We start from the raw sequence: 23,158 nt of genomic DNA, 5'->3' as shown, positions 1-23,158 counted from the left end.
GCTTCTTCTGCTTACAGCTTCACTGCTGGCGGTGAAACGTTATCGTCGTCTTCTTCCTTGTGAGGTAAATGCTGCATTGTCGCTGCTTGACGCGCATCCTGAGCGTTATAGAGACGTGCATCGATCACGTTCAGCACCGCCAACTGTGCAAATAGCACGGCAAAACAAATGATCAGACCTTTTAACATGGCACTGTTCCTTAGGGGGCTAACAACTTAGAGGGCTAACAACATCGTCGTTGGTAGCGAATAATAGTCCTCGGCGGAAAGAAAGCAACGGGGTTTGGTAAAATCACCATTTGCCCTATCAATTTACTCTAACAATCCGCAAATTCTTCAGTATCAACATCAGCTTGTTGCGCGTCGCTATAACGAGCGCCAGCGACTTGGCTCGGCAACAGCATACCGTTGAGCTGAGTCACTGTTGCGTCATCCAACACGACCGTTTCAGCGCGTAAGTTCTCGCGTATATGCGTCACTGAGCAGGAGCCAGGAATAGGCACAATATGATGCCCCTGGGCGTTTAACCAAGCTAGCGCCAGCTGTGCGGGTGAGATCTCAAGACGCCTAGCCATTGTCTTAACGTCATCCAACAAAGCTATATTGTGAGGTAAATTGTCTTTACTAAAGCGAGGCATTCCGGCGCGCATATCCCCTGTCGAAAACTGGGTACTTTCTTCCACTGCCCCCGTCAAAAAACCGCGCCCAAGTGGGCTGAACGCCACTAAGGCGGCACCGAGTTCCGCACATGCATCCTTCAGAGCAATGTCGGGATTACGTGTCCAGAGTGAGTATTCTGACTGTACTGCTGCGACTGGATATTCCGCATTACCTTTACGAAATGTTTCTGCCGATACCTCAGATAAGCCAACCGCACCAATTTTACCCTCCTCCACTAGTCGGCCCAGCGCCCCAACACTCTCTTCAATAGGAACACTACGATCTAGGCGATGCAGGTAGTAAATATCCAAATAATCCGTTTTCAGTCGTGACAGACTCTCTTCACACTGGCGACGCAATGTGTCAGGGCGACCATCGATAATGCGCTTCCCTGTTTCAGCATCCAATGCCATTCCACACTTGCTGGCGAGAAACAGCTGGTGCCTTTTTGTTTTTAAAGCGAGCCCCAACAACCGCTCATTTGCTGTTCCACCATAGAGCGTCGCCGTATCAAAATGGCGGTATCCCATCTCAAAGGCTTCTTCCAATACCCGAAGCGCCTCTGTTTCTGGCACATACTGCCCATAGCCATGGGAAAGATTCATGCATCCCAAGCCAATACGAGGAGACGAGACACCGTTTAATCGGTCAAAGAACGCGGACATAGCAACCTCTGGGGTGATTGACGTTAATTAGATAGTAGTGCGCTAGTGTTATGCGTTTTACCCTGGCTACAAACCTGCGACTGCAGCCAGTCAGGCAATCGGTGTTCAAGATAATAACGCGGCCGCCACGGAGGCCCCTCTATAAAGCCCACATGGCCACCCGAGGCATGAAGCTCCAGGGTGACATAGCTTGGCAGAGTTTCCGCATTAGGAACGCTCTGTGGGTAGATAAAAGGGTCATCTAGCGCATGCACAATGAGCGTTGGAATACGAAGGTGCTCCACGAAGAAAGCACTGCTACAGCGGTGGTAATAGTCATCGGCGCTTTCAAAGCCATGCAGTGGCGCAGTAACGCGGCCATCGAAGTCCCAAAACGTCTTCATACCTTGTAATGCTTCAAGCGCCGCTAAACGCGCCAGTTCTTCCCTTCGCTCTTGGCGTACAAACGCCTGCTGCTTATGTTCAACATACTGGCGCAGGTCTCGCAGGAAGCGGGCCTGATAAATCCTGGAGAAGCCTTTACTTATTCGGTCTGCGCAGTGGTCCAGCCGAAACGGTACCGATACCGCTGCCTTCAACGGCGTATTGCTACCCTCTTCGCCCAAATACTTGAGCAACACATTGCCACCCAATGAGTAACCAATCGCGGCAAACAATTTGTTTGGATAGCGTAACGTTAGTTGCTTAACCACATCCGCCAAGTCCTCACTCGCGCCAGAGTGATATCCCCTGGCGCGATGGTTTGGCTCACCAGAGCAGCCACGCCAATTGACAGCCACGCTCTGCCAGCCGCGCGCCGCTAACGCTTGTTGTTGCCCTAGTATATACAGTGAAGAAGAGCTGCCAGTTAGGCCATGAAGCAGCAGTACGCAATTCGCCGACTCACCCTCAGGGCCATACCAATCAAGATCGATAAAATCACCATCTTGAAGCGTCATTCGCTCACGCCGACGTTGTAATTGAGGCGATGTCCGCCATAGCGGGCTATAGAGCGTTTGCAAGTGTCCGCCAGGCAGCCAGCGCGAAGATCGAAATGGAGGCATAGGTGAAGACAGGGTTGAAGACGAGCTTGAAGACATGGAGGAAAAGCGCCAGCAAAAAACAGCTGAGTAGCTTAGCAAAATTTGTAAGCAGATTTGGTTGTGGCAGAAATATCGCCTTGGATATCAGCCTTGGGGCTGACACTGGCCCGCCTAAAGCAGTCGCCCCTTGTATGCAGCGTTTTCATAGATGCGACAATACGCCATGCATCACTGGATACTTTCAACTTACGTCGCAGAGTGGTTTCAACTACTATTATTAATGATTAAAGAAATATAGCCATAGCCTTTAAGAATATAGCTCCTGCGACAACTACTGATTTTCAATACTTTCATGCCACACGATCTAGGAGGTCGCCATGGAATTAGATCCTCTGTTGCTTTCAAGGCTACAGTTCGCTTTTGTTGTCTCTTTTCATGCCATTTTTCCGGTGTTTACTATCGGTTTGGCTTCCTACATCGCGCTACTGCATGGACTGTTTTACAAAACGGAAAACCCCGCTTGGGATCGCTTGGCGCTCTTCTGGACAAAAGTGTTTGCCGTTGTGTTTGGCATGGGCGTCGTATCAGGCATTGTGATGTCGTTTCAGTTTGGTACTAACTGGAGCAACTTTGCCTACGCCACATCTAACTTCTTAGGCCCTGTCCTCAGCTATGAGGTAGTAACGGCCTTTTTCCTAGAAGCCGCTTTTCTAGGTGTGCTGTTATTTGGTCGCAATAAAGTACCTGAAGGTGTGCATTTATTTGCTGCCATCATGGTTGCTGTAGGCACGTTTATATCTTCTTTCTGGATACTTTCTGCCAACAGTTGGATGCAAACCCCGGTAGGTTACGAGCTGATCGACGGTCGGTTCCATATCACTTCCTGGATGGAAGCACTCTTTAACCCCTCCTTCTGGTATCGCTTTGTTCACATGGGCATGGCTTCCTTCCTAACCGGCGGGTTCGTCGTTGCAGGGGTTAGCGCCTGGTTCTTACTGCGCAAGCGTGATGTTGAAGCTAACAAAAAAGCGCTATCCATGTGTTTGTGGTTACTGCTGATATTAGCGCCTGCGCAAGCGGTAGTCGGCGATTTTCACGGTCTGAACACCTTGGAGCACCAGCCAACGAAAGTAGCCGCCATGGAGGGTAACTGGGAAACGCAAACCCATGTGCCGCTTCTGCTTTTTGCTATCCCTGATAAAGAAGCCCAGACCAATCATTTTGAAATTGGCATCCCCAACCTTGCCAGCTTGATTCTGACGCACCATGTCGATGGTGAAGTTCCCGGGCTTAATGCAGTACCAATAGAAGAGCAGCCTCCTGTCATCATTGTATTCTGGGCTTTCCGCGTCATGGTAGGCATTGGCGTGCTGATGATTGCTGTTGCGCTGACTGGGTTGTTTCTGCGTCGTAAGGGGCGTGTCTATGAAAACCCACTTTTCTTAAAAACGCTTACCGTCATGATTGCATCCCCCTTCCTCGCGGTTCTGGGTGGCTGGATTGTTACCGAATCAGGACGTGCGCCTTGGTTAGTGTATGGCGTCATGACTCACGCGGAAGGGTTAACGCCGTCCCTTACTGGCGGCATGGCACTGTTTACCTTGATTGGCTATATCGCGGTTTACAGCGTGGTGTTTTTCACCGGTATTTATTATCTAACGCGAGTTGTGCGCAATGGCATGAAAGAAGAAACACAGGAAGAAGTTGGAGGCGAGGTTGAACGCCCGAAACGCCCCCTATCCGCAGCACACACCCCCTTTGATGATGACTTGGAAGGAGCCAACACATGAGTATTGATCTTTCACTCATCTGGGCTGCCATTATTGGCTTTGGCGTCATTATGTATGTCTTAATGGATGGCTTCGATCTAGGGTTGGGAATTTTGTTTCCCTTCGCGCCTGATGAAGAGTCACGCGATGTGATGATGAACTCTGTTGCTCCCGTGTGGGATGGCAATGAGACGTGGTTAGTACTGGGCGGTGCTGGGCTGCTCGGCGCCTTTCCATTAGTTTATTCTGTGTTTTTGCCCGCGCTCTATATCGGTGTTTTCCTAATGCTGGCTGGCTTGATTTTTCGCGGCATCTCGTTCGAGTTTCGCTTCAAATCTAAGAAAAATCGCCGTTGGTGGAACCGCGCATTTTGTTGGGGTTCTGCCATTGCCACCTTCGCTCAAGGCGCGGTCGTCGGCGCTTACATCCAAGGGTTTGCTGTCGAAGACTTTCGCTATGTCGGTGGCGCACTGGATTGGTTGACGCCCTTTACTGTATTGACGGGGCTTGGACTAATGGCGGGCTACGCACTGCTTGGTTCTACGTGGCTGATACTGAAGTCAGAAGGCCATGTCCAGCAGTGGGCCTATCGCATCACACCAAAATTACTCTTAGCGGTATTGGTGGTATTTGGCATTGTTAGCCTGTGGACACCGCTGGTTAGTCCAGAAGTGCGTGACCGCTGGATGAACCAGATCCACCTAATTTGGCTGTTCCCCATTCTTGCCATGGTCTGCGCTGGAGCTCTTTATCGTGCCGTAAAACGCCAGCAGGAAGGCTTACCGTTTGTCTCAACACTGGGCCTATTTATCTTTACCTACCTAGGCCTCATCGCCAGTAAATGGCCGGTTATCGTACCGCCCAACTATACAATTTGGGATGCCGCTTCAGCACCTGAGTCGCAATTGTTTTTGCTGATCGGCGTGCTGTTTGTAATCCCTATCGTATTGGCCTACACCGCCTGGTCTTACTGGGTATTCCGCGGCAAGGTAAAAGTGGGCGAAGGGTACCATTGAGGCTTTACCAGCTAATCTGCTGATTGCTTGTCACAAATTGCTTGTCACAAAAAAAGAAGGGTGCCATTTAGGCACCCTTTTTTTACTTCTTTGGACGTGAGACCTCACTGAGTGCGATCTAAAGCTTGACCGTAGGATCAGCAAAACCATGCGGCACATAAAGATTATGCGGGCCTAAGCGGCTAACGTCTGTTTCTCCACATAGCGCCATTGTGGTATCAAGCTCTTTATGAATAATCTGTAGCGCGCTGGTGACGCCCTCTTCACCGGCAGCCCCTAACCCATAGGTAAAAGCACGCCCAATGTAGGTTCCCTTGGCCCCCAGCGCCAGCGCTTTCAGCACGTCCTGGCCCGAACGGATACCAGAATCGAGATGAACTTCTATCTCGCCTCCCACTTCATCGATAATACTTGTCAGCATTCGGATCGAGCTCATTGCTCCATCAAGCTGACGTCCGCCATGATTAGAAACAATAATGGCATCAGCGCCTATCTCTACGGCACAGCGCGCATCCTCAGGGGTCATAATGCCCTTCACAATCAGCTTACCGCCCCACCACTCTTTAAATTGCGCAATACGCTTCCAGTCCAGCGATACATCGAAGGCTTCTGCTGTCCACGCTGACAATGAGGAAGGGTCAGTAACTCCTTTGGCGTGCCCCACAATATTGCCAAATGAGCGACGCTTGGTTTTCAGCATCTCCAGACCCCAAGGAATTTTCGTCGCCATGTTGGCAATCGATTTTGCGGTCAATTTAGGGGGTGCAGAGAGTCCGTTTTTGAGATCTTTGTGGCGCTGCCCCAGTACTTGCAAATCGACAGTGACCACAACAGCTGAGCAGTTAGCCGCCTTGGCACGCTCAAACAAGCGGCGCATAAAATCATCATCTTTTAAGGTATACACCTGGAACCAGAACGGCTGCGTAGTGTGTTCTGCGACGTCCTCAATCGAGCAAATCGACATGGTCGACAGCGTAAACGGCACACCAAATTTTTCAGCCGCCCGTGCTGCTTTAATTTCGCCATCTGCCGATTGCATTCCCGTTAGCCCTACGGGTGCAAGCGCAACCGGCATAGCCACATCTTCACCCAGCATAGAACTTCGCGTAGAACGCCCTGACATATCGACCGCAACACGCTGTTTTAAATGAATATGCTGGAAGTCACTGGTATTTTCACGGAAGGTTTGCTCTGTCCAACTGCCTGACTCAGCGTAGTCATAAAACATTTTTGGCGTGCGGCGGGCGTAATGGCGACGCAGGTCTTCAATGTTGGTATAGATCGGCATAACACATCCTTAAGAAATATTGTTCTCATTAGTATCTAGAACAGACGGCCTCTATATTGTTCTCCAATACTGCACAAGTAAACGCTCTGTTTCGCTCTCTTTACTCAGCAAACTATTTCAGCATAACCAGTAGAGATTTGCAGAAATGGCAGGGCATTAAAAGGAAACAAGTTACTCGCTGAACGCCAAAATTTGCTCCAACAGAGCACGCTTACGCGGCAGCAAGCTCACTTCTAACCCTAGCGGACGGAATACACGATTCTTAACCTCTAGGGTGACATTGTTTTTATCGCCTTCCAGATCCGACAACGTTCGTCGACTGATGCCCACCAAGGCGGCATAACGTGTTTGGTTTAATCCCAGCACATCGCGGCGTAACGCACGCAATAATGCTCCGTCGGTGATTTCCCCCGCATAGAAGCGTTTCAACAGAGCCACCAGGGCCTCTTCGCGATCATCAGAATAGCGCTTCATAGCAACCCCCAGCGCTTGAGTCGAGTGTTGATAGTGCGTAGGCCGACTGCAGGCATATCAAGGATTCGGGGTGGAACTCCACGGGCAGCCAAGCGTTCATCGACGCCCTCTAGCTTCAATGCAAGCGCACGGAGCTCTTCCATCACTCGTTCTGGATCGACAACGTCTGCCAGGGTGTCGGCAATTCCTCGCCAATCGTACTCCCCGCCAACTTCCAGGGGCGTTCCCCATTGCGTTGTCCGTGTCACCCCCTCGGGGTCAGCCTTCATGGGCGCGAAGTCATATACGGGGGCAAGTTCAATGCCTTCGGGGCGCTTCAATAACGCCGTATTCCGGCCATGATTGTCAGAGTTGCCGAAAGCGATATTCAACAAATCACGCTTAATCCACTCCAAAACAAAGCGCTCACCCTCGAAAACGGCGCCTTGTTCTTGCACGCGATATTGAGCCCTCAGCAAACTAATCAGTTGGCGGATTGTTTCGCCATGATGCAAAAAGGTGCCCGGCGCGGCGCCTACCAAGGAGTAGACTGACTCCAGCCCATAGCGAACCCAAGTGCCGTCGAGGTACTGCATGTCGAAACGGGGTAGCCACAGGGACGGGTAACGCTCTCCCTCCACCAAACGCATCTGTTCGGTATCTATCGTGGCCACCCCTAACGATGCAAGCTCCTGATAGTAGTGATATTCAGCTCTCAAGATGTCGCAATCGTCAGTTGAACGTTTACCGCGTGGAAATTTCACCAGCATGGGTAGGTCAGGTCGATGGTTTTCATCCTGCCAAGTATCAATCCAGACGTGGTCGTCGTTCGTCAATCTGAGCAGCAATTTTGGCGCTTCACCGCCAGCCCCAGTGGCACCACCACTGGCCGCCCCCATCTGCTGGGCATACTCTAAAAAGTCCACCTGGCGCTCTACAACGCTTTGCAGCGGAAACCGTCGCTCCTCTAAGGCTTTCTTTACAGAGAGGTCAGGCACTGATTCTTTGATTCGTAAGTTGCCGACCGGCGCGATAGTGCCACGTGCCAGCAATTCAGCATCCTGTTGCCCAACCGGTAAATCGTGAAGCCCTAAATAATCCACCCAAAAACGTCGGCTAGCGCCCGCCGGCATAATGTCTTCCAAGAAACCAAACCAGTGTGGCGATTCATGGGTCAGCATTAACTCGATAGGCAACCGCATACTGCAAGCGTGCAAGTCATCTTGAAATAGCCACTCAACGGCATAGTCAGTCGCATAGCGCAGCCGAGATTCCCCGCGAGTACCCTGCTCAGGGTCAGGCAACGACAATTCAGCCGCATCATGCCACGCTTGTTCAAAATGAACCTGTATCGTTAACTTCACGAATCACCCATGTCGAAAGCCGCTGATGTCCGAAATTACTGATGCGCAGTAAAGTGCTCAAAAACTCTTCCACCGATTACTTATGAGCAGTTTAGCGCACACAATAACTACAAAAAAGAATTAATGAGCACTATAGTGCACACTGAATTATCCACACGAGCGCCATATTGGAGCCTAATGTGAATATTACCCATTTAGAGCATGTGTTTATCGCGCTGCTGATTCAAATGGCTCTACTTCCTTTTGCAAACGCAAGAGTCACCGGCGCCATCGCAGTAGCACTGTTGCTTGGACGTGAAATTGCACAACATGAATACAGGTTAGCCGTTCAACGTGGTTGGGAATGGGGGCAAACATTACCGGTGGGCATATTTGAAGGTGTTTGGCGTGGCTGGACGCTGGATTCGGTATTAGACGTTGTTTTACCTGCCCTGGCATGCACAGTAGTGGCCATTACGATCAAAATCATAAAGCCAAACGGCTAAATCGCGAAAGCTAAGTGTTTAGGAACGACAAAAGGCCCTGACTCCTCAGAAGCTTTTAACAAGCCTTTATAAAGCACTTTACCTATTACGCGAATCATGCAAAATTGCTTAATCAACACCTTATATAAAAACGAAAAAAGGAAAGTCTATGCTCCGCAGTCACATAGGAATAGCAACGGCGCTTACATCACTGCTATTTGCCGTTCCAGCCTACTCCGACGATCCACTTCGCCTCGCTGTTGATGTTCCCTTCGAGCCTTTTGAGTATCGCTTGCCCGACGGCACCCTAACAGGCTTTGAGGTGGAGCTGGGTGAAGAAGTATGCCGACGCATCGAGCGTGAGTGCGAATGGGTAGAGCAAGGCTGGGACGGCATCATCCCCGGCTTATTAGCACGCAAATACGACGCCATCATGTCCTCAATGGCAATCACCGATGCGCGCCGCGAGCAAGTGCTGTTCTCAGAACCCTACTACAGCAACCCTAGTGTCTGGGTGACTCAGGAAGGCAAAGAGATCGATATTGAGGATCACGACGCCCTTGAAGGCATATCGGTAGGCGTTCAGCGTGGCACCATCCGCGATGAGTACATCACCGACACCTATGGCGATCTCGTTGACGTACGGCGCTATGCAACAGGCGAAGATCTCGCGGTAGACATTAGAACAGGTCGTTTAGACGCAGCTTTTATGTATTACCCATTAGCGCTGTCATCGCTTGAAGTTAACGCTGAAGGCAGTGGGATTGTTACCAGCTCGCCACTGATCCGCGAGCCCAAGCACTATTTCGGACATGGCGTGGCGGCAGCCTTCCATCCTCGCAATGAAGCCCTGGCGGAGCAGTTCAATGAGGCACTGCGAGAAATCAAGCAAGACGGTACCTACGACGAGCTAATGAACAAATACGTCGACTACGACATCAAAATCTAAGACTGTCACTATCTCACCAACTATACCCCCAGGGATAACACGCTATGCTTACCCCTGGGGTCGTTGTATTAAGTAGAGAACAACCTAAATCTAATTCCGAGACAGTGCTTCATTAAGAATGGGCACTTGTACTCTACTCAGCCCAGCTAATCGCCACGTCTCAACGGGCTCGCTGCCTTCTGGCCCCTGAATTGAGCCCCAAGCCACTCGAATCGACGTTGTGTAAACAGCCCCGTCTCCCATCACAATATTCGCGTCAATTAAATACCGCCGCTTCTGCTCTTGCATGACGTCATCATCAAAATCCGAGGTTACTTCAATCTCCGCAATACCCGCATCGTTACATGCTTCATGGAAGATAGAAAATTTCTCTTCATAATAGGGATCCGGCTCAATTTTCCGTTGATGCATCCCAAGGTGCCTTTCTATATCACCATCACAGATTGCTTGAACAACGAGCTCAACCATCCCTGTTGCCGTCTCGCTATACACTCCATTCGCCTCACTAGCCTCACTAGCCTCACTAGCCTCACTAGCCTCACTAGCCTCACTAGCCTCACTAGCCTCACTAGCCTCACTAGCCAGCGTAGAGGAAACTAGCAGCAGAGAAAGCGCCGCAGCGGTCGAAATAGAGAATAAATTGATTTTTTTAAACATGCTTACTTCCCTTTTTTAGCGCTACTCAACGTGACTTAAGGTCGAAACCAGCCCATCGCAATCACTCACAATCCTTAAGATGACAGTAGCTTAGGAAGCGAAACCTGTCACAAAAAATCACCCCACATCTCACTCAACTAAAAAAGCGCTTGAGAGCGCTTCGATGGAACGTTATGAGTGAATAGGCCGTGGGGAGTAGTGAGCGAGGCCTAGCGGTTGCTTAGGTGAGGATAAGAGCCGGTAAAGGCTTTACATGACACTTGGGCGTATCTTTTGGCATAGGCAGTGAACGGCCATAAACGGCGCGAGGAACGAGCGTCCGGCGACCGAAGGGAGCGTATTTGATGGTTTGGTTATGCATTAACCGCTCGTTCTACCTGAGAGAAGCTGCTGCAAACTACTATTTTATGAGCTTGAGCTTTGGAAAACGCATAAAACCGCACCAGATTGTCCCGGTCGTACTTTTGGTTCCAAGATATCAATTCAATAAGGTTTGCAAACGTTTCGTCTTTTTCGTGGCTGCGTGAAAGTTTGTAGCCCAAAAAGCGCCGCAGAACCCTCCATTGCCTCAGCAACACTGGCGTATTGAGAACAATTATCTTATCGGCGCCCTCAAAGGACTTCTCTAGCCATTTATAATAGACCCCTTCAATTATCCAGGTTTCATTCGACAGGATTGAGTCTAAGTTTCTTTGCCGTGCCTCGTCGCTAGACCTAATGTAATCCGTATGGTTTCGGTCCCAAAATATGTCATCTAAATCGTGCTGAGGCAGACCATATTTCTCTGAAAGCCTTCTAGCAATATATGATTTTCCGCTTCCCGGACCACCAATTATGTGCAGTTTTTGATATTTCATAGCTTCATTGCATAACAGTTTATTAATGAACATGCGTGGTTTTCTGGTAACAATCATTCTGACTAAACGGCCGTAATTTATTGAAACTTATAAAAACGCAGCTCGCCTGAGCGATGCGTTTTGCCAGAAAAATGCGCATCAGTATACAACGCCTTATCATAAACAATTGTTTTACCGAAACTCACAGCATGCTGCCCCAGAAATATGAGTGCTCATATTACAACTGTCAGTAGAAAAACGCGCAGTGGTCATGGTTGGGCTAAGCTGGCTAAACTAGGTTCCGTCGTTTGGGGTAGGCGCGCCACACCCACGTGATGGAAAAAAGGCCACTTCCATCACTGAGAATCCCCTAAGGAAGATGTATCGCAAGCCTTCCAGAGTGCTTAGCAGGTCGAGCACTGCACAGTAGAACTTTTCCCTCTGGTACTAATATGCCTTCTGGATAGGTCACCTCCCCCTGATCCAATAAGCAGGCGCACTCTCCACAGCTACCGCTGCGACATCCATAGGCAGGATGAAGTCCCGCTTTTTCAGCAGTTTCCAAAAGAGTCTCACCAGGTTGCCAGTGAGCTACCACACTAGAATTGGCAAAGCTTACTTCTACCGCTTGTTCAGCGGATGGTACTGCGTATGTTTTTGCTAGCGCCGAAGGGCCGAAGGCTTCTGTGTGTATCTGATTGGGTGCGAGCCCTAGAGCCAACGCCTCCTCATGGTAATGCTGGACAAAGGCAGCGGGGCCGCATAAGTACAGCTGTACTTCGGAAAGGACTTTATCAGCCAGAACCTCCACCAGCGAAACCCGACCTGGAATCCAGCCGTTGGGGACATTGGCAGATCCGGTAACGTGGCGCTGTAATCGTAGCCCCTGCTCGCTCAAGTCTAGTAGCTCTTCACTAAAAGGCGCCTCACTGGCATGTCGCACGCTATGAATTAAGGTTACGGGGCCCCGGTCTGCGCCGGTTAGCTCATGCGCCAAACTCAGTATCGGCGTAATACCGATGCCACCTCCCAGCAGCACCCAGTGAGCACGGTCTGAGCCGCTAGCATGTGCAGTAAACGAGCCACTCGGCAGGCTGACAGACAACTCCGAGCCCACCTGCAGCGCACTGTGTAAGTAACGCGAGCCCTCGCCGTCGGCCTTAACACTGATGCGATAGTCGGCCTGCTGGCTATCGCCCGAAAGCGTATAGCTGCGTACCAGCGGCGTACCACCCAAGCGCGGTACACGTAGCGTGATGAACTGTCCCGCTGTAAATGGAGCCAGCGCTTTGCCTTGCTGGGAACTCTGCAAATAGAAAGAGCGTATCTCGGGCGTCTCCTGCACCACGGCGGTTACTTGAACGCGCTGCAGTGTGGAGGGAGCAAGCGATTCCCAGGGCCCATGGGGCTCAACCTCAGCGGCCACTTCATTTGCGTGGCTACGCCAGTGCAACGCCCCTGGGCGCCAGACAACATGGCGTGGCGTCAGACACCAGTAGCGTTCAGCGCCGGGATACCGCGCCCCTACGGTATCCTCGTCCACAAGCCGCGCTTCACCGGAGAGGTGCAGCACATCTCCACTGGCAAAATCCGGTATTACTAAGGCAGCGCGGCCGCTGGACAGCACGTTGCCTAGCGTATTGAAGAATCGATTGCCCGCAAAATCGGGCAGAATCAGATCACATCCCAGGCGCCGAATAAATCCCGGTTGCCCACCACGATGAGAGGCGTCCACCTGAACGCCTTGGTCGGTATGGGCGTAACTGCCCACGAAGACCGTGATCGCACGATCAATATGCTCAAGCACTGGCGCCGGTAATTGACCTAGGTTCGCGTCGCGCATGGCTAGCACGGAACCCGGCTGGGGCTGTACTGAGTTCATCGTCGACCAGTCGTGAATGTACTGCGGGCAATTACCGAAGGCATGAGCCACTTCCAACTGCCATTGACCTGCTGAACCCCGCAGTACTCCGTTGACCCGGTTACGACGGCGCGTGTGAAGCTCGATACCCAGTAGCCCAATGTTGGCGCCGTTGATAAGCAGCGGTGTAAGGGGGTCATCTGCTGGCGGTGATAACGCTAGATCCAACCGTGATTCGTCCGGCGCATCAACGAATCCTGGAGGGCCTTCCAGCAGTGAGACCCATGGCCAGCTGTCACTATCCACCGCCGCTGCTGCCACAAACGGCAGTTGAGGGAAGAAGTGCTGGAGCTGCGGTGTCAGAAAGGGACGCATCACCTTGCGGCCCACTTCTGCCATCTGCTGTTCCACACCGACCACCCGTTGCAAAGCAAGTTCGCCTTGATGCCATGGGCTGCTGGTGATGTCGTTATTCACCCTTGACTCCTCGCGAGCAGTTCGCCCGCACCGATTTGGAATGCTGCATCGGCTGGCCTAGCGGACCAACCCCACCTTGGTCACGCCCATAGGCACGAACCCATCCAACGACTCGATACGCTGAAGCCAAGTGCGAATATGCGGGTAAGGTTCCAGCGAGACATTCCCTTCAGGCGCATGGGCGATGTAGCTGTAGAGCGAAACCTCCGCCAGGGTGGCCTGCTCACCCGCTAGGAAAGGCTGATTTACTAAGTGGGCATCTACAATTTTAAAAAGCTCATGAGCATCAGCAATCAGCGGTTCAGGGTCGAAAGGAGCATTAAACACCGTGACCAAGCGAGCCTTCATAGCGGAGTTCGCAAGCGGCCCAGCCGCCACCGACAACCAGCGCTGCACCTGTGCTTGAATTAGCGGGTCGTCAGGCAGCCAGCGACCGGCCCCATAGCGACGCTCCAGATAGACCAGAATGGCATTGGAATCTGCCAGGATAACGCCTTGATCATCAAGCACTGGCACCTGTGCGAAGGCATTCAAATTCAGGAAAGGTGGCACTTTATGCTCGCCTGCGGCTAGATCAACATCGATAAAGCTGGCAGACAAATCGAGCAGAGAAAGCATCAGCTCAATGCGGTGGCAGTGGCCAGAAAGAGCGTGGCGATAAACCTTGATAGCATTGGACATTGTTGGGCTCCTTGAATAAGCGCTTTCAATAGATGAGTGTCACCACTATTGAGTGACGTCACTCATTCTGCGCCAAGCAAAGAGATGCAAGAATAGCGATCATGAACAACACAAAATTGCGCTAAATGAAATAATTACTCCACCAACTGCGCCCGCAGCCAAGGAGTTGCCAGCTCAAGGAACGCCATAACGCTGGCAGGCGCTCGAATACCAAGGGTGTAGGTTAGCGCCAGAGTGTCAGCCTTAGGCCAGAGGGGTTTGGCGACAGGTTCGAGCAGCCCCTGCGCGCAAGCACGACGCGCTTCTAGCGCGTAGCAACGTACGATGCCCGCACCTTCTATAGCCGCCTGCAGCCCTGCGGCACTTGCGCTAACGCTAAGCCGGGGTTCAAAGCGGAAGGATTGGCCTTCAGCCAAACGCCAAACAGGCGCCTGCCCTTCCCGATGACAGTGAATAAGCGCATGGTGGGCCAAGCTGTTGAGGTTTTCAGGACGCCCTGCCTTATTCAGATAATGAGGGCTGGCAAACAAGCCAATGCGCAAATCACCTAGGGCCCTAGCGTAAACGCTCCCAGGTAGCGACCCACGCATAAGGCGAAGATGCACAGGCGCATCGCTCTCTATATGTATGGGATGTTCATCAGCCAGCAAGTAGACCTTCAGCGCGGGATGCTGCTCTTGCAATTGCAGTACCACCGGCAATAGGAGTGGTTCCACCAACGTTTGGGGCGCTTGTATACGTAACGTATCCTTGAGCTCGCGATGCTCTAAGCGCGCACTGGTTTCAGCATCGGTAACTGTGTGGATCAGTGTGTCAGCGTATTCGCGCAAACGCTCGCCAGCCGGGGTCAATGTGCTGCCTCTCGTTGATGTCGTGACTAAAGCGACGCCTAAGCGCTGCTCCTGCGCACGCAGCAAACGATGGATCTTGGGCGCTGAGAGGCTGCCCGCATCAGCGGCGGCCTGCACGCTGCCGTGTTGGGCAACGGCAGAGAGCGCCATTAAAGCCTCAAAGCGCAGCACCGACTCAGGTGGGAGCGCCATGGTTAGGTACGATAGCCGAGCGCCGGATCGGCACGCAGCCGCTCGGCAAGAAAGTCAACGAAGGTACGCACGCTGGCAGCCCGCCCACGGCCTGCTGTCACCCAAATATTAATGGGAATGGCAGCGGGTTCGAAATGCCTCAATACGCGCCGCACTCTACCTTCGGCTTCACTAGTAGCCACTTGGTAAGAGAGCAGTCGTGTGAGCCCCGCATCTGCCTCGACCGCTGTTAACGCAGCGTGAATAGCGCTGATGCGCAGCCGCGGCGATGGCGTCACCTCAATGCGTTTGCCTTGCTCTTCGAACCACCAGTGCCCGCTCAAGTTTCCGCCTTCCGCCACCACCGTGGGCAGTGCTTCCAGCTCCAGCGGGTGCGTTGGCTCGCCGTACTGGGCCAACCATGCGGGGCTTGCGCAAACCACTTGCCGCACCTCACCCACCGGCACGGTCAAGTTTTGGCAGTTCTCTGGCACGTGGCCGATGCGTACCGCCACATCGATGCCTTCCTCCTGCAAGTTAACCGGTCGATCGATCAGTTCGGCGCGAACCTGCACATCAGGATACTGTTCCAGATAGTCTACGATCTGCGGGGTAACGAAATACTCGCCGAACAGCACTGGCGCAGTGACGTGCAATAGGCCGCGTGGGGTGAGGTAGCTACCGGTCGCAGCGGCTTCAGCCTCCGCAAGCTGGGCAAGTACCTGGTGGGCATCCTCAAGATAACGACGCCCCGCTTCCGTTACGCGCACCTGCCGCGTCGTGCGTTGTAACAACGCAACACCCAAACGCGCTTCAAGCGCCGCCACTACCCGAGTCACCCGAGGCGGCGACAGCGTAAGCTGCCGTGCAGCAACCGAAAAGCTCTCCAGTTGTGCCACCGCCGCAAACACGCGCATCTCTTCGAATCTATCCAAGACAGCTCCAGGGTCAGGGGAAGGAATAGCAAAAGGTATTGAGTCTCAAATACCAGTACAACATTATGGCTCTTGAACGGCATGTCATCAAAAGTACAACAGCGTTTGATACTGACGGCCACATGTAATGGAGAGGTGCTCACCGCTGGGTGGCCTGAGATCGAATAAATACAGGTGCTTGTGTGCGCTTCGATGCGACGCTATGCACGTCTTTTAATTAGTTTTAGCTTGCTGGCGCTTGATGGGTAAGATCGTGGAAGTTAACGCCTGTGGATTTAATCACCGCGGTCATAGTTCGAAGTGTTGGGTTGCCCTTGGGGGATAAGGCGCGATAAAGGCTTTCGCGTGATACTTTGGCACGCTCTGCTACCAGCGCCATTCCGCCTTGAGCTTCAACGACATGACGCAGCGCCATTAGGAAAGCTGACTCTCCCCCCTCTTCGTCCAGCTCATCAAACGCTGCGCGCAAATCGAATGGCTTTCATCGGGTGCACCATGGTCTCCACCAAAACACGAACTGATGTTATGTATAGAATGGGGCAACATTTCATACAGTATTTCTTTAACTGCTAATATAGCCGGACTTCTTATTAATAAAAAATAGACGATACGCTACTGCGTTGCCCCCCTCTCCTGACAGGTGCTGTGCATGACACTGACATTAAATGGAAAATCTACTCAAAGACATCGTGTTAAACGATTATTTTTTCGTCTTATTTCCTTTCCCTTCACTACGCTTCGTGGGCGCCTAGTCATTGGTGCCGTAGTGCTGTGGAGTCTGCTTTGCCTCATTGTCTTAACGTTTGGCTGGAAGGCGGGACGGCTCCTGGTTAATGAGACGAATAACCAGCATCTGCGGTATGAAGCGGAACTCATCAGCAACTCTATTACATTTCAAGTGAATGAACGAGTCAGAGAACTTGAGCGTTTGGCGGAGAGGGTTATGCTGCCAAGAGAAGGGGCTCTTCTTGAACATCATGCTTATACAATGGAGCCTCTCTTTGAGGCACTGCTAGTCTACGATCTAAACAGTAAAATCGTTGACGAGTGGCCAGCCGGCGGAGGTGCCAAAGGCTATAGTTTTGCCGATCGGGAATATGCACGCTTTATGCACGCATTTAAAACCCCATACGTCAGCGAGCCTCTTATAGGACGCATTTCGAATACACCGCTGGTGCTAATGCTAGTTCCCATGCATGACAACCAAGGACGCTACACAGGTTTTTTAGGTGGTTTAGTCAATATAAAACAAAGTCGACTGTTCAAAAATTTTGAGCAAATCCGTCTGGGCGACAACGGCTATGTCACAATTACGACCGCGTCTGGACAACGTATTTACGCCCCAGGTCAACAAGAAGCTATCGTGATATTACCCGATAACATTTCACCAGTCCTAGATAAGGCGCTGGATGGATGGGAAGGCGAAAGTGTGGGCCGCTCGCTATCAGATGAGCCTCAACTGGTAGCTTATCGACAAATTTGGCCTGCTAACTGGATCGTTGGCGTACATCTACCACAAGACCAAGCCGAAGCCCCCCTTATTGCAGGCATGAAGAAAATCACTGTTTATGCCTGGGGCGTGCTCATCCTTATCTTACCTCTAGTATGGGGAGTGATATGGATAACGCTACGCTCCCTAGCTCACCTTGCTCAGCAAGTTCAAGAGCTTCAAGATGGACGCCGCTCTGTACTTAATATTCCGACCAGTGCGATGGAGCTTCGACGCGTCATAGATGTGATTAACGCGACAGAGTCTGCTCGGCAGACCAGTTTAAGTGACCTAGTTGAGCAGGAGGCAATGCTAAGAGGGACGCTATCCGCTTCGCCGTTGGGCATGTTTGTTACGGATCAGCGTGGTCACTTGACGTTTATCAATGATTCCTTACATCAGCTATTGGGAGATGACGCCCCTAATAGTCTAAATGACTGGAGCGACCGAGTTCACTGCGATGATCGCCAAGATGTTAGATCGGCTTGGCTGCGTAGTCTTGTAAAACAATCGAGCTTTGCGCGTCAATTTCGCTTCGTAGGTACCAATCAAGAGTTGTACTGGTTAGATATACATACAGCCGCTATTCGTGTAAACGATAAGTTCATAGGGACCGTCGGCACGGTGCGCGATATTACCCAACATTACAATGATTATGCTCAAAAGAACTGGGAAGCAGAGCATGACCCTCTGACCCGCTTGCTTAATCGTCGTGGGCTTAGGAGGCACCTAAAAGAGTTGTTTAATCAATGGCAAAGTACGGAAAAACCGACAGCAGTTATTCTTTTCGATTTGGATCATTTTAAACCGGTGAACGACCAAGGGGGCCACGCCCTCGGCGATCAAATGCTTCAACAGATAGCTAGTGTTATACAGAACGAAGTGCGAAGCAGTGATTATACAGCTCGCCAAGGTGGGGATGAATTTGCCATTTTGCTGCCAGGCTGCACACCAGAGCGTGCCCCCAAGATTGCTGAGTCCCTACGCGCAAGCATTGCCGCTTGCTCAATTGAAGGTAATGGACGTCAATGGAAAGTTACCGCAAGTATAGGTGTGAGCCACTTCCACAAAGGCGATAAGACTATCGATGATGTTCTATCTCGCGCCGATGCGGCCAGCTATCGAGCTAAGAAGAGTGGACGCAATAAAATTGAAGCGTCGGAGGTGAAGCCTAAATTTTTAATAGTCGTTTAGACTATTGAGATAGTAAGAGCGTTGGCCATTCTTTGGCCAACGCAACCTATGTATGCCTCACCTCACCCATCGACAACCCCTGCCACAACCTCTTACGCGCACGCTTACCCGCCACCTGCAACGCCTCCGCACTCTCAAAGTACCATACGCCTTCATTCAGCCCCAGCGCCCTAAGCAATACCTCCTGTCGTTCCACCATCTGCCTCGCCGTGACCATCCACTTGCTGGCGCCCATCTTCTCAGGACACACCCGGGCAGCCTGTAATAGCATCGCCGCGGCTGGGCGTTTGGGTAGTTGATCCAACAACCAGGTACAGGTTTTGTGCCACTGGCTTTGAGGGTGGTAGTTCAACACGGCCAACATAGCCTGGTCACTACGTCCACCGCCGCCCAGTATCTCTCCCGCTAGAGCCGTAACACTGAACGGTTGGAAGCCAGGGTTGTCGTGGCGATAATCAAGTTGTAGCTCCAGCATGGTGTCAATGATACGGGCTACGGCAGCGTTGCGAGCAGCCTCATCGGTCTTTGCAGCTTCCACCAATCGCCAGGGGTTTTCTATCCGCCTCCTATCGTCAAACTGCATGCTGCTCCCCTTAAGCTGCGTCATCACCCCTTCCTCCATTCACTACCGCTCTCCAGCGCCAGCCTTTCACCGACTATTTGCGTGCGTGGCCAACTGGCGTACTCCCTCAACACCGATTTCGCCTTATCAAGTCCACGCGCCAGCACGGCGCAGTAGCCTTCGTATTCGCTACCTTCCAACCAATCGAACTGGCTAGGCGCCAGCGCAGCGTCACGCGGTGGCGTTGCTTTAAACTCCAAGTACAAGCCAAACCAACCGCCGCGAGCTTGGCGCACGGGCAAGTTAAAGACTCCTGACTTCACGCCCTGGCGTTTAAGATCGCTGGCCGTTTTCTTGTTGCGTTGCCCACCGTTGGTGAAGATGATCGAGAAGTATGCCCACCTGGCACCCCACCGCGCACGCGATGCGGTTAACCATTTGGGCCAGCGCTCGAATAGAAGCACCCCCAGCCGAAGTGACTCAGGATTCCCAGACACAATCTGGACACACTGAAAGACCGGTGAATTTAATGGAGGGCATGCTAGGAAGGAAACGCAGAGTCTAGAAACGAAAAAAGCCCCGTAAAAACGGGGCTTTATAATCGAGGTGGCGGAGGGACAGGGATTCGAACCCTGGATAGGCTATTAACCTATGCCGGTTTTCAAGACCGGTGCATTCAACCGCTCTGCCATCCCTCCGGCTTATGGGTGCGTATAATAACAGCTTTCCCTTGGAAGTCAACGCCTTTCCGATTAATTAGTAGAGCCTTAAGCCAACACGGGTAATGTTACCGCCTTCCATTTCACTAACCACCCAGTGAATGCCATGCCAGTCGACATCGTCGCCTACTACTGGGTGGCCGCCGACGCGTAGCGAGATAAACTCCGCAAGCGTCATGTCCTGCTCACCGGGGCTTAAGGTTAAACCGTAGGCTTGAGCTATATCCTGCATTTGCGCTTCGCCATCCAAGGTAAAGGTACCAAAGAAGGCCCGCTCTTGTTTGAGCTTTGCATCGCCGTTGAATAGGCGATTGAGCGCGACGAGGTCTTCGGTGCGACCAATGACACAAATGACATCATCAAGCTTTAGCCGCGTACTCCCTTTGGGGTGAAGCATCACGTGGTTGCGAAATAGCGCCGAAATCAATGCGCCCGAAGGGAAACGCAGTAGCCGGATAGGAACATCTTCTAAATCTTCGTTTTCGACCACGTAAACAAACATCTCAAAATCATTATCCGGCATTATGCCTAGCGGCCCTCGGCGGTTTGGCGTGGTACCTACGGGTACTTCTACTTTCAGCCATCGCGCCATAAGTGTTAGCGAACCGCCCTGAATAAGCAGCGACATCAGTACCACCGCAAACGCTACGTTAAAGTACAACGAAGCATTTTCCACCCCGCCGATTAACGGGAAGATAGCCAACACGATTGGTACCGCGCCCCGCAAGCCAACCCAGGCAATAAAGAAGGTTTCTCGCCAGCGGAATTTGAAAAATGGCTTAATAGTGATCAATACCGCCAGGGGGCGCGCGACAAAAATCAGTGCTAGCGCAACGAGTCCTGCTGGCAATGCCACGTCCCAGAGCTGGCTTGGAGTGACGAGTAAGCCCAGCACCAGGAACAAACCAATTTGGCTCAGCCAAGCCAACCCGTCGTGTACCGGAAGAATAAAGTTAAGATGGCGCCCAGGCTGATTACCAATCATCAGCCCTGCTAAATAAATGGCCAGGAAGCCGCTGCCGCCTAGCACGCTGGTTAACCCAAACACGCTAAACCCAAGCGCCAGCGCTAGCATGGCATAAAGGCCCGGGGCTAGATCTAACCAACGCAGCAGCTTGGCGCTTAGCCAGCCACCACCGATACCAACAACTAAACCAATACCAAACTGGGAAATGAAGAACAGCAGTGTTTCGCCAATGCCGCCAATATCACCAACCAACAGCTCGACTAACATCAGCGTGAGGAAAATGGCCATCGGGTCGTTGGTACCCGATTCAATTTCCAGCGTGGCCCCTACCCGCTCGTTGAGATTAACCCCACGGCCGCTAAGCATCGAGAACACGGCTGCGGCATCGGTGGAGCCAACAATTGCCCCAACAAGTAATCCTTGTACTAGGGAAAGATCAAACACCCACATGGAAATGACACCAACAATAGCGCTGGTGATAAAGACGCCAAAGGTGGCTAACGAGAGCGCTGGCCTAAAGCCGACACGGAACGTTTTTAATCGAGTGCGAAGGCCGCCATCCAGCAGAATCATTGCGAGCGCTAGATGGCCAATCGTGAACGCCATGGTGTAATCGTCAAACTCAACCCCTAGCAGGCCCTCTTCCCCCGCCAGCATGCCAAGTCCTAAGAAAATCAGTAGCAGCGGCACTCCCATCATTGAAGAAAGACGGCTCGCTAAAATGCTGAGCGCCATCAGGGAACCGCCTACTAAGAAGAACGTGTAAATTGCGTCCATGTCTCTCCGTCTCACCATCAATGCCGTTCTATTATTACATGCCACTGTACAATTTACTGAGCTTGTTAGGCTTGTCGCTTACAGGGGCTAGCCAGATCCTTCATCTCACAGCTAAACTCCGGCGTCATACCATCGGGAGTTAAGGTTATGTTGAACGCTTTTTGGCGTGTCGGTTCACTTGTATTCTTCACATTAAGCATTTTTTTATTATTTTCAATTTCAGCCACTTACGCAAATGAAGACAGCGAAACAGTTAGTAGCAGTGAGCCGCTTACGCTTGAGAGCGAGGTATCATTGCCCATTGGGCTATGGCCACCTATAGACAATGACGCAGCAGAAGATGAGCCGGAAGAAGCGCCCAGTATGGCGCTTATACCACCACCGCCATTAGAGCCGCCCCCCTTAAAGCAGCTTCGTCTAATGCTCGATTGGTATGTCAGCCCTCAGCACGCGGCCTTAATTGTGGCGAAGCAGCGTGGCCTGTTTGCTGCCCAAGGACTTGAACTTGAATTATTAACCCCCGCAGACCCATCCATCGCGATCAAACTGTTGACGGCGGGAGAAGTTGATCTGGCGTTAACGCGTCAGCCGCTGTTGCATTTACACGCTCACGATGGTGCCGCTATTACCCGTATTGGCACGCTGATTGAGACACCACTCAATGCTGTCATCGTGGCGGGTGGCGCCCCAACAGGCGAAACTACCGATCAACTTGCCGGTTTGCACTATGGCTTTTCCACCCGCGAAGGGCGTGATGTGCTGGCAGATCAGCTGGTGCCTACCTCCTTTCGCCAAATCGACGATTTCGCCCCGCCGGAAAGCGTCCATTTTGATGCTGCCGGCGCCCTGCGAGAAGGCCGTGTTGATGCCATCGCCGATGGCTTTTATCACACGCTGCCACAACAGTTGGCGTCAGATGGCATTGTCACCCACACCGTGCGTTACAACGATGTTGACGTGCCGCGTCATGATGGTTTGATACTGCTGGCACATAGCGACTCAGTCACAAAACAAGCAGCCACTTGGTCACGTGTTCTTGTGGCCTTGGAAGAGGCGAGTAATTGGATTATTGAAAACCCGGATGCAGCATGGTCGTTGCTGATTGATAGCTACCCTGCACTGGATAATGCGATTAACGAAGCCGCCTGGGACGACCTATTACGCCGCATTGCCATTAGCCCGGCGGCTCTTGATGCCCGACGCTATGCATCATTCGAACACTATCTTGAGCAAGCAGGTATTATCGAAACAGCTTTGCCAGTTGCCCGACTAGCCGTCAATCCTCATACGTTGACCGATGTACGCTGAAATAAGGTAGTAATAACGCAAGCG

22 protein-coding genes and 1 tRNA gene are annotated in these 23,158 nt (G+C 51.9%); 6 read left to right on the top strand and 17 right to left on the bottom strand.

Annotated features, from left to right (window positions below):
- Positions 1-11 precede the first annotated feature (11 nt).
- The 3 genes from NF683_RS16930 to NF683_RS16920 all read right to left on the bottom strand — a co-directional run bounded on the left by NF683_RS16930 (position 12) and on the right by NF683_RS16920 (position 2,403).
- Positions 12-188 (bottom strand): hypothetical protein, encoded by a 177-nt coding sequence (locus NF683_RS16930; protein ID WP_167457121.1) that lies wholly within the window; start codon positions 186-188, stop codon positions 12-14.
- Between the two features lie 128 nt (positions 189-316).
- Complete coding sequence (locus NF683_RS16925; protein WP_253920497.1) at positions 317-1,324, bottom strand: aldo/keto reductase; 1,008 nt, start codon at positions 1,322-1,324, stop codon at positions 317-319.
- 23 nt (positions 1,325-1,347) lie between these two features.
- The gene (locus NF683_RS16920; protein ID WP_253920496.1) at positions 1,348-2,403 is read right to left on the bottom strand and encodes a hydrolase; all 1,056 of its coding nucleotides are present in this window, start codon (positions 2,401-2,403) and stop codon (positions 1,348-1,350) included.
- A 320-nt stretch (positions 2,404-2,723) separates the two neighbouring features.
- Here NF683_RS16920 and NF683_RS16915 point away from each other — a divergent pair, with 320 nt between their 5' ends.
- Positions 2,724-4,136, top strand: coding sequence for a cytochrome ubiquinol oxidase subunit I (locus NF683_RS16915; RefSeq protein WP_253920495.1), 1,413 nt, complete (start codon positions 2,724-2,726; stop codon positions 4,134-4,136).
- Complete coding sequence (cydB, locus tag NF683_RS16910) at positions 4,133-5,131, top strand: cytochrome d ubiquinol oxidase subunit II (RefSeq protein ID WP_038484179.1); 999 nt, start codon at positions 4,133-4,135, stop codon at positions 5,129-5,131. Before NF683_RS16915 ends, cydB begins: the two co-directional genes overlap by 4 nt.
- A 118-nt stretch (positions 5,132-5,249) precedes the next feature.
- Here cydB and NF683_RS16905 read toward each other — a convergent pair whose 3' ends face one another.
- The 3 genes from NF683_RS16905 to NF683_RS16895 all read right to left on the bottom strand — a co-directional run bounded on the left by NF683_RS16905 (position 5,250) and on the right by NF683_RS16895 (position 8,236).
- On the bottom strand, positions 5,250-6,419 hold the full coding sequence (locus NF683_RS16905; protein WP_089038354.1) for an alpha-hydroxy acid oxidase: 1,170 nt from the start codon (positions 6,417-6,419) through the stop codon (positions 5,250-5,252).
- A 171-nt stretch (positions 6,420-6,590) separates the two neighbouring features.
- The gene (locus tag NF683_RS16900; protein WP_253920494.1) at positions 6,591-6,893 is read right to left on the bottom strand and encodes a helix-turn-helix domain-containing protein; all 303 of its coding nucleotides are present in this window, start codon (positions 6,891-6,893) and stop codon (positions 6,591-6,593) included.
- Complete coding sequence (locus NF683_RS16895) at positions 6,890-8,236, bottom strand: type II toxin-antitoxin system HipA family toxin (protein WP_089038351.1); 1,347 nt, start codon at positions 8,234-8,236, stop codon at positions 6,890-6,892. The genes NF683_RS16900 and NF683_RS16895 overlap by 4 nt, the downstream gene beginning before the upstream one ends.
- A gap of 179 nt (positions 8,237-8,415) precedes the next feature.
- On the opposite strand from NF683_RS16895, the gene NF683_RS16890 reads away from it, so the two are divergent.
- The gene (locus tag NF683_RS16890) at positions 8,416-8,721 is read left to right on the top strand and encodes a hypothetical protein (protein ID WP_089038350.1); all 306 of its coding nucleotides are present in this window, start codon (positions 8,416-8,418) and stop codon (positions 8,719-8,721) included.
- 148 nt (positions 8,722-8,869) lie between these two features.
- A complete protein-coding gene (locus NF683_RS16885) occupies positions 8,870-9,649 on the top strand; it encodes a transporter substrate-binding domain-containing protein (protein ID WP_089038349.1) in 780 nt (259 codons plus the stop codon).
- Positions 9,650-9,739: 90 nt separating this feature from the next.
- On the opposite strand, the gene NF683_RS16880 is transcribed toward NF683_RS16885, so the two are convergent.
- The 7 genes from NF683_RS16880 to NF683_RS16850 form a co-directional block, all read right to left on the bottom strand.
- Positions 9,740-10,306: a hypothetical protein gene (locus tag NF683_RS16880; protein WP_253920493.1), complete on the bottom strand. Its 567-nt coding sequence runs from the start codon at positions 10,304-10,306 to the stop codon at positions 9,740-9,742.
- 353 nt (positions 10,307-10,659) lie between these two features.
- Positions 10,660-11,163, bottom strand: coding sequence for a P-loop NTPase family protein (locus NF683_RS16875; protein WP_253920492.1), 504 nt, complete (start codon positions 11,161-11,163; stop codon positions 10,660-10,662).
- Between the two features lie 349 nt (positions 11,164-11,512).
- On the bottom strand, positions 11,513-13,480 hold the full coding sequence (locus NF683_RS16870; RefSeq protein WP_253920491.1) for a 2Fe-2S iron-sulfur cluster-binding protein: 1,968 nt from the start codon (positions 13,478-13,480) through the stop codon (positions 11,513-11,515).
- 57 nt (positions 13,481-13,537) lie between these two features.
- Entirely contained in the window at positions 13,538-14,161 is a 624-nt protein-coding gene (locus tag NF683_RS16865) for a glutathione S-transferase family protein (RefSeq protein ID WP_089038345.1), read from the bottom strand.
- Between the two features lie 134 nt (positions 14,162-14,295).
- Positions 14,296-15,204, bottom strand: coding sequence for a LysR family transcriptional regulator (locus NF683_RS16860; RefSeq protein ID WP_253920490.1), 909 nt, complete (start codon positions 15,202-15,204; stop codon positions 14,296-14,298).
- Between the two features lie 2 nt (positions 15,205-15,206).
- A complete protein-coding gene (locus NF683_RS16855; RefSeq protein WP_253920489.1) occupies positions 15,207-16,118 on the bottom strand; it encodes a LysR family transcriptional regulator in 912 nt (303 codons plus the stop codon).
- Positions 16,119-16,341: 223 nt separating this feature from the next.
- Positions 16,342-16,587, bottom strand: a complete 246-nt coding sequence (locus NF683_RS16850; RefSeq protein WP_253920488.1) for a helix-turn-helix domain-containing transcriptional regulator — start codon at positions 16,585-16,587, stop codon at positions 16,342-16,344.
- Between the two features lie 180 nt (positions 16,588-16,767).
- Between NF683_RS16850 and NF683_RS16845 the strand changes: the two genes are divergently transcribed.
- Positions 16,768-18,801 carry a sensor domain-containing diguanylate cyclase gene (locus NF683_RS16845; RefSeq protein WP_253920487.1) on the top strand — a complete coding sequence of 678 codons (2,034 nt, stop codon included), beginning with the start codon at positions 16,768-16,770 and terminating at the stop codon, positions 18,799-18,801.
- Between the two features lie 46 nt (positions 18,802-18,847).
- Here NF683_RS16845 and NF683_RS16840 read toward each other — a convergent pair whose 3' ends face one another.
- From NF683_RS16840 to NF683_RS16825, 4 genes are all read right to left on the bottom strand, one after another.
- Positions 18,848-19,384, bottom strand: a complete 537-nt coding sequence (locus NF683_RS16840) for a hypothetical protein (protein ID WP_157698016.1) — start codon at positions 19,382-19,384, stop codon at positions 18,848-18,850.
- 23 nt (positions 19,385-19,407) lie between these two features.
- On the bottom strand, positions 19,408-19,860 hold the full coding sequence (locus NF683_RS16835; RefSeq protein ID WP_253920486.1) for a VRR-NUC domain-containing protein: 453 nt from the start codon (positions 19,858-19,860) through the stop codon (positions 19,408-19,410).
- Between the two features lie 110 nt (positions 19,861-19,970).
- Positions 19,971-20,061: transfer RNA gene (locus tag NF683_RS16830), tRNA-Ser, on the bottom strand.
- 58 nt (positions 20,062-20,119) lie between these two features.
- Complete coding sequence (locus tag NF683_RS16825; RefSeq protein WP_089038280.1) at positions 20,120-21,826, bottom strand: potassium/proton antiporter; 1,707 nt, start codon at positions 21,824-21,826, stop codon at positions 20,120-20,122.
- A 147-nt stretch (positions 21,827-21,973) separates the two neighbouring features.
- On the opposite strand from NF683_RS16825, the gene NF683_RS16820 reads away from it, so the two are divergent.
- Entirely contained in the window at positions 21,974-23,134 is a 1,161-nt protein-coding gene (locus NF683_RS16820; protein WP_253920485.1) for an ABC transporter substrate-binding protein, read from the top strand.
- The last annotated feature ends 24 nt before the right edge of the window (positions 23,135-23,158 follow it).

The organism is Halomonas sp. MS1, assembly GCF_024182575.1.
Taxonomy (GTDB): domain Bacteria; phylum Pseudomonadota; class Gammaproteobacteria; order Pseudomonadales; family Halomonadaceae; genus Vreelandella.
This window is presented reverse-complemented; position numbering and strand designations above follow the sequence as displayed.